Here is a 14,888-nt window from a genome sequence, read left to right on the forward strand (position 1 = left end):
ATCTTTCTCCATAATGCAGAAGCGGAGCCAATTTCCATTTGAGGGAATTGGCTCCGCTTGTTTTATAAATTCCGAAATCTATCGACTATTCCCACTCGATAGTCGAAGGCGGTTTAGAACTGATGTCGTAAACAACCCGATTCACGCCACGCACCTTGTTAATAATGTCGTTAGATACCTTGGCAAGGAACTCATAAGGCAAATGAGCCCAATCGGCAGTCATACCGTCGGTCGAAAGAACGGCTCGGAGGGCGACAGCCCGCTCGTATGTCCGTTCGTCGCCCATCACCCCTACCGACTGTACCGGCAACAAAACGACTCCCGCCTGCCACACTTTATTATACAGGTCGTTGTCGATAAGTCCTTGTATGAAAATATGATCTGCCTCCTGCAAGATATGTACCTTCTCGGGTGTGATATCTCCAAGTATACGGACAGCCAATCCGGGACCGGGGAAAGGGTGACGTCCGATGAGTTTCTCGCTGATACCCAGTTCCCGACCGACCCGGCGCACCTCGTCTTTAAACAGCAGACGCAACGGCTCCACCAGTTTCAAATTCATCTTCTCGGGTAATCCTCCCACATTATGGTGCGATTTGATAGTCATACCCGTAATCGAAAGCGATTCGATCACGTCGGGATAAATAGTACCTTGCGCCAACCATTTTATATCGGTCAGCTTACGAGCCTCGCGATCGAAAATATCGATAAAACCTTTACCGATAATTTTCCGTTTCTTTTCCGGCTCGGTCACCCCCTTCAACTGTTCGTAAAAATAATCCTTAGCATCTATGCCCAAGACATTGAGCCCCATATCCTTGTAGTTGGCAAGAACGCTCTCAAACTCGTTTTTCCGCAACAAACCGTTATCGACGAAGATACAGGTAAGGTGATTACCGATCGCCTTGTTAAGCAACACGGCAGCCACAGTAGAATCGACACCTCCCGACAAAGCCAATACCACTTTATCGTCTCCCAATTTCGTACTTAATTCCGCTACCGTATGTTCGATAAACGATGCCGGTGTCCAGTCCATATCACAGTGACAGATATCACGTACGAAATTCGTCAGCAGAAGCGTGCCGTCTTCACTGTGATATACCTCTGGGTGGAACTGTACACCCCATGTCGGTTCGCCCTCGATATGAAAAGCCGCTGTCTTTACTTCATGGGTACTGGCCACAAGGGTGAAGGTAGAGGGAATTACCGTAATAGAATCGCCATGCGACATCCATACGGTGGAATTCTCCCGCACACCGCGCATGAGGGGATCGTTCTCATCATGCCAAGCCAAATTGGCACGACCATATTCCCGGGTATCGGCAGACTCGACCTTTCCCCCCGACGTATGAGCCAAAAATTGCGCCCCGTAACAAACGCCAAGTACCGGATAGACACCACGGATACGACTCAAATCGACAAAAAGGGCATTAGGATCGTTCACCGAATAGGGACTCCCCGAGAGAATCACTCCTTTAATTCCCTCTTCTCCGTAAGGGAATTTATTGTACGGCAAGATTTCGCAATACGTGTTCAGCTCCCGCAACCGACGGGCAATCAACTGCGTGTATTGAGAACCGAAATCGAGAATAATAATTTTTTCCTGCATAATCGTAGGTCTTTATGTATGTTGTATATGATTTTCTATTTTATCCTGAATCAACTGTTTGATATTATCCGGCTCCCCGACAAGCCAAATCACATCGTGCGCCTCAAAACAAGTTTGTCCGTCGGGCTGATGAAATGTTCCGTCTGCACGTTCTATTCCCACAACGAGGCAATTATTCTTATTACGAATGCTCAACGACGAGCTCGTTTGCCCGATCAACGGCGAATTCCCGGGAACAACAACATGCGTAAATGTGACTTCCCTGTTATCGGTTTCCTCTTCGGGCGATTCACTACCTTCCACTACGGTAAGCAAAGATTGAATCTGATCATCTGTTCCAATAACACCGATCGTATCTCCCGGAAAAATTCGGGTTTCCCCCTTCGGGATATTGATTCGCCGAGTTCCCCTCTGAATACTTACGACATTGATTCCATATTCTCTGCGTAAATCGGAATCCATTAGGCGACGTCCGGCAAACGGACAGTCAGCATTTACATCCATATAGGCCAAATGCATATCGCTCACCAAGCTCGTATTCCGTCCTGTCTTTCGCAATTCCCTTTCGTTCAAGTTATCCATAAATATATTTTCGATACGCATGAACTGCTTCTGTATGCGCTTAGACAATAAAATGAGAACAACAATGAATATGCCCAGTCCCAACAACACACCGGTACGTTGAGAGTGGACAATAGAAAGATAATATATAACGAAAAACAAAGCCAGCAATATGCGGAAAACTATCATCAAAGTCAATGGAACCCGGTTTACACTCCCCTCTCCCAATTTCCTTATCAAGGACATGCTTACCTCCTTAACCATCAAAGCCCACAAGAACGGAGACATCACTACAAAAGTTACGATAGCGGCGATCATACGCCCCCACTCAGGCAAAATTTCCACCATCAACGGTATAAACCACATTTTAGAGACCATAATTATCGCTACGATCAGCGACGAATAAAGCAGTACTCTCCACAAATATTGTGCAATAGCCTCTTTCCATACTGCCTTATGAGGCTTTATTTCGGTTCGACTCTGACTATAACGGTCAATAGCTGCAAGCCACCTCTCCGGCAAACGTCGCTCAATCCAACTATAAGCAGGGTCGGCCAACCGAATACAATAAGGAGTCAAAAAAGTAGTTATCACCGATACTGCCACAACTATCGGATACAGAAATTTGTCGATCACATTCAACGACATTCCCAACGAGGCTATAATAAAAGCGAACTCACCGATTTGAGATAAACTGAACCCCGATTGTATTGATATTTTCAAAGTCTGTCCCGAAGCCAACATACCCACCGTACCGAAGAATATCTGTCCTACAATAACAACAATAGAGAGCAAACAGATAGGCAATGCATATTGACTGAGAGCCGCCGGGCTGACCAACATACCTACCGATACGAAAAATATGGCTCCAAACAGGTCCTTTACCGGTTGAACGACTTTCTCTATCCGTTCGGCTTCGTTCGTACCGGCTAATATAGATCCCATGACAAAAGCTCCCAAAGCCGAAGAAAATCCGGCATAAGTAGCCAAAACGACCATACCCAAACAGAGCCCCATAGAAACGACCAACAAAGTCTCGTCATTTAAAAACTTACGTGTTTTTTTCAGAATCAGGGGTAATATGGAGATCCCCACAACAAACCAAATAATCAGGAAAAAGACCAATTTAGCGATACTCTCCAACAGTTCCGCCCCTTCGAACGAGTTCTTCACGACAATAGAAGAAAGTACCACCATCATCACCACGGCAAACAAATCTTCTACAATCAACACTCCAAAAACTAAATTCGTAAAAGCCTTCTTGCGTAAATTCAAATCGGTAAAGGCCTTGATGATAATCGTCGTCGACGACATGGATAACATGGCTCCCAAAAAGATACTGTCGAGATACGTAAAATGTAATAACCGACCGGCTCCGTAGCCTGCCAGCATCATACCCGATACAACGACTAGCGCTGTAAGAACGGCCGATGCCCCTACTTGAAAAAGTTTTTTAAAGCTGAATTCCAATCCCAAAGAAAACAGAAGTACAATGATACCCAGTTCTGCCCATAAATTTATATCACCCTCATCTACTATAGTAGGAAAAAAAACGAAATTGGGACCCACTAAAAAACCGGCGACAATATAACCCAATACAACGGGCTGTTTCAATTTCTTGAAAAGTAATGTCACTACCCCAGCCACAATCAAAATAAGAGCCAAATCGGTAATGAGGGCATCCAATTCCATAATCAAATCTCGTTTTGAAGTGAAATATATTCCGTTCGGTAAATATTACGCATATGGGAAAAAAGAGAAACAAAATCGGTCGTAGACCGAGACAAAACGATAAATTTCAAATCGGTCTTCTGTTCCGAATAATTATATTCTACCAACACATTGTGTAACGAAACCTTATACTCACCCAATAATTTTTCATACCGGGTCAAATCCTCGACAATCTCGGCCGCTTTCAAATGTATAATTTTTCCTTCCCGGTCTAAATTCGTCCGACGTTCATATTGTTCCAAACTCACCAATGTGAACAATATCAATATGGTCGAAATAATCGCAATAACATAAAGACCTACACCTACCGCCAAACCCAAAGCCGCCACCATCCAAATACCGGCAGCTGTGGTCAGACCTCGTATCGAACCTTTTGTTTGAATGATGGCTCCCGCACCCAAGAAACCGACACCTGTAATCACTTGTGCGGCAACTCGTCCCGGGTCTCCGTTTTTCAATCCCAAATAAACCTGTGGAATATAGATAGAGATAATCATCGCCAACGTTGCACCCATAGAGATGAGCGCAAATGTACGAGCACCGGCTACTTGGCCTTTCCGCTTTCGCTCAAAGCCCACGATACCCCCCAACAACAAACTCAGCATCAACTTGAATATAGCCGAGGTCGTCGTAACCTCTGTATCCGAAATAGTATTCAGAAAATCATTGAAGAGGTTCATATCACAATTCTTTTGATTATGCAAAGATAGTGCAAGGTGAGCGCAGAAGCAAATTTATTTGATTATGCCGAACCACAGCCCGTCTTCGCAACTTTGCAAAGATAGTACAAGGTGAGAGAAAGACAAAGCAAACATGTTCACTTTTCTCGCCAAACTCCCTCACAGCTCAATGTGCAAAACAAATTTATCAGAAAGCGATTTTCCCGATAAACCGGAAACAAAAAAAGAGCGGCAACTTTCGTTACCGCTCTTTTACTAATATTGTATACGACTTACTGGATTCCCGAAGTCGCTACTTCCGACGAAATTTTCTTTACCAAACCTTGCAGCACAGCTCCCGGTCCTACCTCGACAAACGTATCGGCTCCGGCGGCGATCATGTTTTGGATAGTTTGTGTCCAACGTACCGGAGCGGTCAATTGAGCGATAAGGTTCTTCTTGATCGTTTCAGGATCGGTTTGAGGTTCTGCATTCACATTCTGATAAACAGGACATTTCGGAGCATGGAAATCGGTATGAGCGATGGCATCTGCCAATTCAGCACGAGCCGGCTCCATCAGAGGAGAATGGAAAGCACCACCCACTTTGAGTTTCAAAGCCCGTTTTGCACCGGCCTCCAACATCTTTGCACAGGCAGCATCTACACCTTCGATAGAACCCGATATAACAATTTGTCCCGGGCAATTATAATTGGCAGGAACCACGACACCTTCGGTTACCGAAGCGCACAATTCCTCGACTCTCGCATCGGGTAAAGCCAACACAGCCGCCATTGTCGACGGTGTTTTTTCACAAGCTTTCTGCATAGCCTGCGCACGTGCCGAGACAAGACGCAAACCGTCCTCGAAAGAAAGTGCTCCGGCGGCTACCAATGCCGAAAATTCACCCAACGAGTGACCGGCTACCATATCGGGATTAAAATCGTCACCCATCGTTTTTGCCAAAATTACCGAGTGCAAGAATATAGCAGGCTGGGTAACTTTGGTTTGACGCAAATCTTCGTCTGTTCCGTTAAACATCAGGTCGGTGATATTGAAGCCCAATATCTCGTTGGCCTTATCGAACATCTCTTTGGCTACGGGGTTATTTTCGTAGAGGTCTTTTCCCATACCTACAAATTGCGCCCCTTGTCCGGGAAATACAAATGCTTTCATTTTCTTCTTTTTTAATTACGGAAAATTTTCCTTATTCAAAAATCGCTGCAAAGTTAATCAATTTTGATATAGATTTGTTGTATTATACAAATATTCTTTCTTATTTTGTTCCCATTGAACGAAATAATACTTAAACGATAAAATAAATGAACACATTTTCTGCGATACTTTTACTCTTCGGGAACCTCGGTACGACAGAGCTTATTGTTATATTGGTAGTGGTTTTACTTCTTTTTGGAGGTAGAAAAATACCGGAATTGATGCACGGTATCGGGAAGGGTGTACGTAGTTTCAAAAAGGGAATGAACGAAATCGAAGAGGAAATAAATGCTCCGGTCTCCAAAAACGAGGAACAGAAAAAGGAAGAAGGGAAATAATTACTCGATCGTTCACTATAATTATAATCATTATCATTTCTGCATTCTCATGTATAAATGATATTTTACGGTTTTACCACACTTGTAGAGCCACGACACATTCATGGATAACGAGCTGAAAGAGATGAGTTTTTGGGATCATGTCGATGACCTGCGCAGAGTCATACTACGCTCGGTCGGTGCAATTATCCTCTTATCGGTCGTGTTTTTTACTCTCATGCCTCGAATATTCGACAGCATTATCCTTGCGCCCTGTCATTCTGATTTCATATTATATCGGCTACTTTGTGACCTGAGCCAACACACGTCCATCTTACCGGATTTTTGCAACGACCATTTCGAGGTAAAACTTATCAATATACAATTAGCTTCCCAGTTTTTTATCCACATGAGCACGTCCATGTGGATTGCCTTGTTGTTTGCGTTTCCATATGTCATCTATCAACTGTGGACTTTCGTCAGTCCGGGATTATACGCCGGCGAAAAACGACATGCCAGAGGGGCATTTCTCGCAGGAAATATCATGTTCTTTATCGGTATCGGAGTGGGATATTTTCTTGTATTTCCGTTAACGTTGCGTTTTTTGGCAGAGTACCAAGTGAGCGAAATGGTTCCTAACCAAATCTCACTGGACTCATACATGAGCAACTTCCTCACACTTAATTTTATTATGGGACTCGTATTCGAATTACCCCTGCTGTGCTGGTTGTTGTCGAACATGGGGCTTATCACAAGACGTTTTTTCAAAACTTATCGCCGACATGCTATCGTCATACTACTTATATTAGCTGCGTTTATCACACCATCGAGCGACCCATTTACTTTGTCTGTCGTATTCGTTCCCTTATATGCATTATATGAATTGAGCGCATGGGTGGTTAAACCGGCTTCTCAAAAAGACGACGGAAATAGCGAAGAAGATAGTAACGAGATTTTAGACGAACATTAAATCCCCTCTTATTCCGACGAAATCGGAAATAAGAGAGCTAAAAATAAGGACAGAATTCCAAAAAGAAAGGGTCTCATATAGATTATATGGGACCCTTTTTGTGACTCCGACAGGATTCAAACCTGTAACCTTCTGATCCGTAGTCAGATGCTCTATTCAGTTAAGCTACGGAGCCATTTCCAAATCTGTTTTTTCATATAGTTGTTCTCGCTTGAACAACCTTGCATTGAGTGACTCCGACAGGATTCAAACCTGTAACCTTCTGATCCGTAGTCAGATGCTCTATTCAGTTAAGCTACGGAGCCGTTTGCGGTTGCAAAGATAGGAATAATTTTATTCCGACGTATCTTTTTATCTTATTTTTTTACCTCTAATATATGATTTTTTTCTATCGTACCCATTTTCAGATAAATAGATTTTTTCTTATTCCAAGAATTTAGGACTGAATACCAACAGACCGATATTTATACCGAAGTTCCAGTTACGTGCTGGATAATCATAGTAATTGGCATAAAGACTAATCGAAGCGAAAGAGAGATCGAGCACTAAGGAACTCTCGCCCATAAAATGATACTTCGTAAAGGCTTTTCCATAATAGGGAACCATATTTTCACCTTCGTAAATCTGCCGAAATGGAGCAAAAACATAGAACTCATTGCGAAATTGCAAATTATTCAGGATTTTCCAAATGGGTATCACTCCCGCAGCCAAATATTGTGTGGAACGAAAAGCTGGATTGAAGATAGTTTTACTATGCGGAGTAGGAGTAAATGCCGGTGCTTGGATTAGTGTGGAAGTATAATTACTCAACAGTCCTTTACTCGATACCACGGCTTTTCCCCGAACACCCAACACGAATTTATTTCCCAAAGGGAAATAGGTATGAATATTTCCTTCTATCTGTAACCACGAAAGTGTCTGTTTGCTATGTGGTTGCAAATTCGAGTTATATGGTTTGAATCGTTCTTTTCCATACGCCAATAGCCCTAATACGGAACAATCTGTACCAGAGGTGGGGTACATGTAATTATTCAAATTATTTTGATCGAATTTCATCGATGCTACAAGCAAGTTATAACGACTGCGATCCTGTTCATTCTTGGAAAAATCTACCGTATTGGATTGGTAATACTTATCGTTCATCGAACCATATCCAACAGAAACGACAGCTTTTGAACCGGTCAAAAACGGCAACCCCAACCGTAACTTCACATATTGCTCGGATTGTGTGATAAAAGAGGGCATACGGTCGGAATAAAACAACGTTTCATTTTGATAAAACTTTTGTTTAGAAGCCACAGCTTGCAGTTTCAGATACATAGGTATAACGGTCTTCAAATCGAAACGAGCCGATAACATGCCAGAAGTATAAGACTGTCCTATTTGCCCACCTAAATCGAGATCGAGAGAATTGAGGCTTACCGTGCGATAGTGTGCACCTATATATATTTGATTGGAACTAGTCGACGAAATAAATCCTCCCATTCCTATCGCCAGTTGATCGTGCACTTTTGCTTTAATATCGAGATTGAACATGCCACTTTCCTTGTCGTATCGGGCATGAGGTATCAAATCGGATATTTTTCCATCGGATATGGTTTTATAGTAAGCAGCCTTAGCCTGCTCATCGGAAAAAGGTTCATCTGAATCGAATTGCCGACGAATATACTCCCGTTGTTGATGATTCCCTCCCTCTACCGAAACTTTATCAAATACAAGGTCGGGGGTTTTACTTTTGAAAACCATTCGCTGCAATTGGCGGGTGTCCTGAGATAGTTCTCTGGGAATACGACTTTTGATAGAATCCATCATAGCTATCGTACGGTCATATCCTATCTTGGCAATTTGCCGTGCTTTGGGAAAGTCGAGAAGTCCTACATCACTCAAATTGAAACGCATCAAAATCCCATCTTCGGGATCGAGAGTATAATCGCTTTTTTGCATGACCATATTCTCGATTTGATTCATCAAATCGTCTTCTTTGGGTTTATCCAGTTTAGCGGCAACAATACTCCCGATGATGATATCGGGATTAAAATCGGACTTCATCACATCGACAGGGAAATTATTATAAATACCGCCGTCATAGACCAATACGCTGTCGATTTCAATCGGTTTGAATACGAAAGGAAAACTCATGGAAGCTCTCACGGCATCACCCAAATCACCATTCCTCAATATGACTTCTCGCTTGTGATATACATCGGAGGCAACCGCTCGAAACGGAACGAATAAATTATCGAAATTCCCTTCGCACTGTGCCGAATAAGGTGCAAATATACTCATGAACGCATAATTCATAGGGAACGGATTGATGAGGCTATTAGGCAAGAAATGCGGTTCGAATTTAGTCGAGTCTTGTAAAGCGACATTAAATGTAACGATCTCGGGAGTAGGATCGGGTTTCTTAAAATAATAGACGTATCTTTTGTCAAAAATTCCACGAGACCACAAGTTGAAATCTTCGGAAAGAATCAAATCCAGCATTTCGTCGGGGGTATATCCCATAGCATACCATGCCCCCACAATAGCCCCCATCGACGTACCGGCTACATAATCGATGGGCACATTATTTTCTTCGAGGGCTTTGATAATACCTATATGCGCTATTCCCTTAGCTCCGCCTCCGCTCAAAACCAAGCCCACGGTCTGGGACTGCAAACAAGCCAATCCGCAAACCACTGTAAAGAGAATCGACAAAATCCGTTTCATACTTCATATTATCATTTGCAACAACCCAGCAAAATATACTTCATCAATTGGCTTCGGAAATAAACGAATCTTTAAATCCGATAAAATAGAGAACCCCATCGAGGCCTATCGTCGAGATGGACTGACTCGCGTTTTCCTTCACTTTCGGTTTAGCATGATAAGCGATACCTAACCCTGCCGTACTCAACATTGGCAAGTCATTCGCCCCATCTCCGACAGCTATCGTCTGAGCTATATCCACGTTTTCTACCTGCGCTATCAGTTTCAACAACTCAGCCTTTCGACGCCCATCGACAATATCGCCGACATAACGTCCCGTCAATTTCCCATCGATTATCTCCAACTCATTGGCATACACATAATCGATTCCATAACGTTGTTTCAAATAGTTTCCGAAGTAGGTAAATCCACCCGAAAGAATAGCAATTTTGAATCCTGCCCGTTTCAACACTTGCATCAGACGATCCACGCCCTCGGTGACGGGAAGCGATTCAGCCACTTCTTTCAAAACCGATTCGTCGAGTCCTTTCAACAGACCGACACGTCGTGCGAAACTCTCGCAAAAATCGATCTCCCCTCGCATAGCCGACTCGGTGATCGCTTTCACCTCGTCGCCTACCCCGGCTCTCACTGCCAACTCGTCGATAACCTCGGTTTCTATTAGTGTAGAATCCATATCGAAACAGATCAACCGACGGCAACGGCGATATATACTATCTTCCTGCAAAGATATATCCATGCCCAAACGTGCCGAGAGTTGCATGAACTCGGACTGCATAGCCACTTTATCTCTCGGCGTACCCCTCACAGACAATTCAATACATGATTTGGGAGGCCGAACCGTTTCATCGAGCGGAATACGCCCCGTAAGCCGTTGAATGGCATCGATATTTAATCCTTGCTCTGCCACAATACGGGTGACCTCACCTATCTGACGGGCTGTAATACAACGCCCCAATATCGTAATGATATAGCGGTTCTTTCCCTGTAACCCCACCCAACGCGTATATTCCTCTTCACTAATAGGGGAGAAACGAATGTTCACATCAAGCTCATAGGCTTTGAACAGGAGATCTTTAAGTATATCGCCCGATTTGGTTTCGTCAGTTTTAAATAATATGCCCAACGAAAGCGTATGGTGAATATCGGCCTGCCCGATGTCCAAAATAAAAGCATCGTACCGGGCTAACACTTCTGCCAAAGCGGTCGTTACTCCCGGTTTATCGTCACCCGATATATTAATAAGTATAATTTCGTTTTTTGGTTTCATTAAAAAGAACTATTCCGATTTATTTCTGCAAATATAGCGTAAAGAATAGCAGCGACAAACTTTATTTAGAAGTTTCCCTATTATGGTATTATCTTCCGCTAATAAATGATTCCTCAAAAAACGCCCCGAAAAGAAAAGACAAATTCCAACCCTCAAAAAGATATACAAGTAACCTTGCCAAACAGCTCCTCAAAGAGAATTACCTAAAAAACAATATAAACCTTCTTATTACACTTTCTTTGATTTATATTTGCAAAATATAATTAAAAATATTGTTCCAACAAAAAGGACTCTATGAAATCTTTCATTTACATTTTTGCCTTATTTTTTTCAGTAGCACTCTTAACTAGCTGTCTTGATCCTTCGGAAAAAAATAAAGACGATGAGCCATATTCGATCGAGTTGGTTAACGATGTTGTCGTTCTATCGGCCGATGAGACCCAAAAGCCAAACAGTATCGAATTTACTGTATCAGACGATTGGTATATCGCTCCCGAGACTAACCCGGAGACCGAATATAAAGGCTCCGACTGGGTAACAGTCGACACCGAGCACGGTTCAAAAGGCATACACTCCATCGGGATTATCGCCCAAGCTAATTTCAGTGGTAAAGAAAGAGAGGCTGCATTCAGGCTCACCTGTGGCGAAAACAGTTCTCTTATCATTGTAAAACAAAGCACCCGCACTCAAAATGGCACGATACTAGACTTCGCAATTCCCCGGCGCATCATCGCCGACTACCAGACCATTGTCTCTTCCAAATCGACCGACTTAATCCAAAAACCTATTGCCTTATACATCAACGATGAAAAATTTGACGTGACTCCCCTCTCCCGCCAAGAGGGAATTTTTGAGTTGCCGGCACGTCTCAAAGGAGCACACTCCATGTATGTGACTATCGGCGAAGAGCAATACCAATTCGGGGAAGTCGAGATATACACAAGCGGTGAGCCGATAAACAATTTCGTCGTAGGTTTTCCGTTCAGCATGGACGTAGACAACATCACAACCCTCGTCACCTGCAATAGTGGCTCTTACGACTACTCGTTCGCTTCTGACTCCAACGGCGCAATATCTCTCCCTTTGTTTCGCAACGCCGATGGCCGAGCACTCGGTTTTTGTTCGTTTAGAGACCTCGAACAAATCTCTTCCCGATACATCTATGGAAGAATTGTATGCGGAGCCAACGAAGACGAGATGATCCATTATGACACCACAAACTATACAGCCAGTTTGTGGAGCAGTTCCTCTCAACAAGTCATTATCGACATCGCCACAGGACTTGTCTATTACATAGACGAACAAGATGTTCTGATACGCATGAATGCTCAGTTCCAACAACGCGATGAACGCAGTTTCTATGTATCGAACCTACAACGTTACCAAGAAGATCTTGATTTCAATACACGCATTTATATCATAGAACTGCCTGAGGGAGACTTGAATTATTGGAAAGAATTATCCCAACACAACCCCGGACTGTATGTCACCGCTCGTGCTTACAAAACCCAAGTTCCCGATGCCATAGGCATTTGGGGCAAATGGATAGGCGCAAGTGACGGTTCTATCTACCTCAACGAGAATCAGATCATGAACAAATATGGGAAAATCAAAGAATTTACACCTCCTACCGAAGGGCAAGCCAAAAGCGAAGTTTTCACTTGTTACGGTTCGGGAATGCTATATCGGTTGCGTTATTTACATTATTGGGAAGATGCCTCGCACATTCACTCGACCCTCCGTATAGAAACTCCCGAAGGAACCTCAATGTGGGAGACCGACTGGGTAGATCCCGCCCCCGACAATACCACTATGATTTGGTATCCCTACTACAAAGCCTACCAATATCCCGACAAAACCATATTACTCCCCGGCAACATCGAGAATGGCAATAGTACTCTCTTCGCCATCACCATTACTCCGACCGGTGGTGTAGACTCTTTTGAAGCTACACCTATCGACCGAGAGCAATTCTCTAACATTATAAACCATTGGGATATACAGAAATTCCCCTATTTAAGTAACCACGATTATATCATAACCGAGGACAATAAAGTTTATCGTCGCAGCATTGTCCCATTCGGTAACGAACAACTCATCTACAATGGCGATGGATATATTCAAAATTGCATAAGTTTCCAAAACGTATGCAGTATGGTCGTGAGCGAAAATGACCAACTTTACCTCATCGACTACGATGCACAAGGGACAGAAAAAAACAAAATCCCCCTTTATGGCGAAAAGTTTGAAGCAATAGGATACAGAATGTGCCGTTTTAAGTAGCAATTAGCTCCTTCAAAAAAGACTAATAACCAGATAATTATCAAATTTTAAATTGTTAAAACAAGAAACACATTTGGTTAATTCCCGAAAAACCTCCAACTTTGTCCCGATTTTATGGGTTCCCGGTAGTGAAGGAAGCGTCCTAAGCAAGAGGAACTAACCGCTGAAAATCAGCGGGGTCTGCCGTTTCGGTGCGATACCCTGACGTCAGATTTAGTATGAACCATAATACTTCATTATGAAGAAAACAAAGTCAGTTATTGGTATGCTGGCGTTGGTTTTATTGTTTTCGTCGGCTTTCAATCCGGTAGAAACTGGATTAAAAGAAGGGAAACAGGCCCCGATGTTGAAATTAAAAAATTCAGAGGGGGCAGTTACTCTCAGTGAATTAAAAGGCCGATATGTTTTGCTGAATTTCTGGGCCGGATACGATGCTCCGTCTCGTATGGAAAATATACGGTTTGCCCGAGAAATAGACAAAAGCAAAATCGAAAACATCAGTCTCGTATCGGTATCGTTCGATACCAGTCGAAAAGTATTCGAAGAGACAATCAAACGAGACGGGCTAAACACCGCTACCCAATTCTATGACAAAGACGGTTCTCAATCGGATATATTCGATAACTACCGTCTGAACAAAGGATTCGCCAGTTATCTGATTTCGCCCGAGGGTGTCATCATCGCCAAAGACCCGAATCCAGAACAATTGACAAAACTTATTCGTCAATAATCAAAACCTCCGTTATGTAAATGAAGCATAACGGAGGTTTTCTCTTTCTCCCCTAAACACCTTTCGAATTTCGGAACAACGCATTCCGACTCTACAAATTATTTCTTCCCATTCAACCACCTTAACAGGGCTCTTTGAACTTTTATATTTTTCATTACATAACATTGCGACAGCAAACGATTTACATTATCTTTGCAGACAATTTCGGGAAAGGAATCCCTACAACCTTACAGAAGGTCGCAACGCAGATATATACTTAAAATTTCATTATCAATGATTATAGCCAGTCAGAAAAAAAAGGAAAATATTGCCGAATACTTGCTGTATATGTGGCAAATTGAGGATATTATCCGAGCTTACGGGCTGGATATAGACCAAATACAAAAGCATATCATCAATTCTTATGACTTACCCGAGGAACAAAAAAAGAGCATGCGGGAATGGTACGAATCACTCATCGATATGATGCACTCGGAGGGTGTAGAAAAGAAAGGCCATTTACAACTGAACAAGAACGTACTTATCGACTTGACAGATTTGCACCTACGTTTGCTGAAATCTACCCGAGAACCGTTTTACGGAGCAGCATTTTTCAAGACTCTTCCCTATATAGTGGAGCTGAGAGCCAAATCGGGAGAAGGAAAGACCGGTGAATTGGAAACCTGTTTCAATGCGTTGTACGGAGTATTGTTACTGCGATTGCAGAAAAAAGAAATCCAATCCGACACACTGAAAGCGATTCAACAGATATCGACTTTCCTTTCGATTCTCGCCGAAAAATACAAACAGGAAAAAGCCGGTGAATTGGAACTGGAATAAAACATAAAATGCG

At 42.9% G+C, this 14,888-nt stretch carries 11 protein-coding genes and 2 tRNA genes; 5 read left to right on the plus strand and 8 right to left on the minus strand.

Annotated elements, in window-relative coordinates; all coding sequences use genetic code 11:
* Positions 1 to 85: 85 nt before the first annotated feature.
* The 4 genes from guaA to fabD all read right to left on the minus strand — a co-directional run bounded on the left by guaA (position 86) and on the right by fabD (position 5,735).
* Positions 86 to 1,609: a glutamine-hydrolyzing GMP synthase gene (gene guaA, locus NBH06_RS00995; RefSeq protein ID WP_008860874.1), complete on the minus strand. Its 1,524-nt coding sequence runs from the start codon at positions 1,607 to 1,609 to the stop codon at positions 86 to 88.
* Positions 1,610 to 1,621: 12 nt separating this feature from the next.
* Positions 1,622 to 3,862, minus strand: a complete 2,241-nt coding sequence (locus NBH06_RS01000) for a monovalent cation:proton antiporter family protein (protein ID WP_250792348.1) — start codon at positions 3,860 to 3,862, stop codon at positions 1,622 to 1,624.
* Between the two features lie 2 nt (positions 3,863 to 3,864).
* Positions 3,865 to 4,581: an MgtC/SapB family protein gene (locus tag NBH06_RS01005; RefSeq protein WP_046410222.1), complete on the minus strand. Its 717-nt coding sequence runs from the start codon at positions 4,579 to 4,581 to the stop codon at positions 3,865 to 3,867.
* Positions 4,582 to 4,853: 272 nt separating this feature from the next.
* Positions 4,854 to 5,735 (minus strand): ACP S-malonyltransferase, encoded by an 882-nt coding sequence (gene fabD / locus NBH06_RS01010; RefSeq protein WP_021892127.1) that lies wholly within the window; start codon positions 5,733 to 5,735, stop codon positions 4,854 to 4,856.
* Between the two features lie 146 nt (positions 5,736 to 5,881).
* Between fabD and tatA the strand changes: the two genes are divergently transcribed.
* Together tatA and tatC are read left to right on the plus strand one after the other, a co-directional pair.
* On the plus strand, positions 5,882 to 6,112 hold the full coding sequence (tatA, locus tag NBH06_RS01015) for a twin-arginine translocase TatA/TatE family subunit (protein ID WP_008860878.1): 231 nt from the start codon (positions 5,882 to 5,884) through the stop codon (positions 6,110 to 6,112).
* A 103-nt stretch (positions 6,113 to 6,215) separates the two neighbouring features.
* Complete coding sequence (gene tatC, locus NBH06_RS01020) at positions 6,216 to 7,061, plus strand: twin-arginine translocase subunit TatC (RefSeq protein WP_021892126.1); 846 nt, start codon at positions 6,216 to 6,218, stop codon at positions 7,059 to 7,061.
* Positions 7,062 to 7,162: 101 nt separating this feature from the next.
* Here the strand turns inward: tatC and NBH06_RS01025 are convergent.
* The 4 genes from NBH06_RS01025 to serB form a co-directional block, all read right to left on the minus strand.
* Positions 7,163 to 7,236: transfer RNA gene (locus NBH06_RS01025), tRNA-Arg, on the minus strand.
* A gap of 56 nt (positions 7,237 to 7,292) precedes the next feature.
* A tRNA-Arg gene (locus tag NBH06_RS01030) sits at positions 7,293 to 7,366 on the minus strand.
* A 118-nt stretch (positions 7,367 to 7,484) separates the two neighbouring features.
* Complete coding sequence (locus NBH06_RS01035) at positions 7,485 to 9,773, minus strand: patatin-like phospholipase family protein (RefSeq protein WP_250792350.1); 2,289 nt, start codon at positions 9,771 to 9,773, stop codon at positions 7,485 to 7,487.
* Between the two features lie 43 nt (positions 9,774 to 9,816).
* Positions 9,817 to 11,043: a phosphoserine phosphatase SerB gene (gene serB, locus NBH06_RS01040; RefSeq protein ID WP_250792352.1), complete on the minus strand. Its 1,227-nt coding sequence runs from the start codon at positions 11,041 to 11,043 to the stop codon at positions 9,817 to 9,819.
* 294 nt (positions 11,044 to 11,337) lie between these two features.
* Between serB and NBH06_RS01045 the strand changes: the two genes are divergently transcribed.
* The 3 genes from NBH06_RS01045 (at position 11,338) to NBH06_RS01055 (ending at position 14,875) form a co-directional block, all read left to right on the plus strand.
* On the plus strand, positions 11,338 to 13,326 hold the full coding sequence (locus NBH06_RS01045) for a BACON domain-containing protein (RefSeq protein ID WP_250792354.1): 1,989 nt from the start codon (positions 11,338 to 11,340) through the stop codon (positions 13,324 to 13,326).
* Positions 13,327 to 13,564: 238 nt separating this feature from the next.
* Entirely contained in the window at positions 13,565 to 14,056 is a 492-nt protein-coding gene (locus NBH06_RS01050) for a redoxin domain-containing protein (protein ID WP_250792356.1), read from the plus strand.
* 273 nt (positions 14,057 to 14,329) lie between these two features.
* Positions 14,330 to 14,875: a DUF4924 family protein gene (locus tag NBH06_RS01055; RefSeq protein WP_195633174.1), complete on the plus strand. Its 546-nt coding sequence runs from the start codon at positions 14,330 to 14,332 to the stop codon at positions 14,873 to 14,875.
* Positions 14,876 to 14,888 lie beyond the last annotated feature (13 nt).

Source organism: Barnesiella sp. B2-R-119, from assembly GCF_023656675.1.
Lineage (GTDB): Bacteria > Bacteroidota > Bacteroidia > Bacteroidales > Barnesiellaceae > Barnesiella > Barnesiella intestinihominis.

Excerpts from the sequence above, each read along its gene's own strand:
- guaA (WP_008860874.1), bottom strand. The coding sequence starts at position 1,609 with ATGCAGGAAAAAATTATTATTCTCGATTTCGGTTCTCAATACACGCAG.
- NBH06_RS01000 (WP_250792348.1), bottom strand. The coding sequence starts at position 3,862 with ATGGAATTGGATGCCCTCATTACCGATTTGGCTCTTATTTTGATTGTG.
- NBH06_RS01005 (WP_046410222.1), bottom strand. The coding sequence starts at position 4,581 with ATGAACCTCTTCAATGATTTTCTGAATACTATTTCGGATACAGAGGTT.
- fabD (WP_021892127.1), bottom strand. The coding sequence starts at position 5,735 with ATGAAAGCATTTGTATTTCCCGGACAAGGGGCGCAATTTGTAGGTATG.
- tatA (WP_008860878.1), top strand. The coding sequence starts at position 5,882 with ATGAACACATTTTCTGCGATACTTTTACTCTTCGGGAACCTCGGTACG.
- tatC (WP_021892126.1), top strand. The coding sequence starts at position 6,216 with ATGGATAACGAGCTGAAAGAGATGAGTTTTTGGGATCATGTCGATGAC.
- NBH06_RS01035 (WP_250792350.1), bottom strand. The coding sequence starts at position 9,773 with ATGAAACGGATTTTGTCGATTCTCTTTACAGTGGTTTGCGGATTGGCT.
- serB (WP_250792352.1), bottom strand. The coding sequence starts at position 11,043 with ATGAAACCAAAAAACGAAATTATACTTATTAATATATCGGGTGACGAT.
- NBH06_RS01045 (WP_250792354.1), top strand. The coding sequence starts at position 11,338 with ATGAAATCTTTCATTTACATTTTTGCCTTATTTTTTTCAGTAGCACTC.
- NBH06_RS01050 (WP_250792356.1), top strand. The coding sequence starts at position 13,565 with ATGAAGAAAACAAAGTCAGTTATTGGTATGCTGGCGTTGGTTTTATTG.
- NBH06_RS01055 (WP_195633174.1), top strand. The coding sequence starts at position 14,330 with ATGATTATAGCCAGTCAGAAAAAAAAGGAAAATATTGCCGAATACTTG.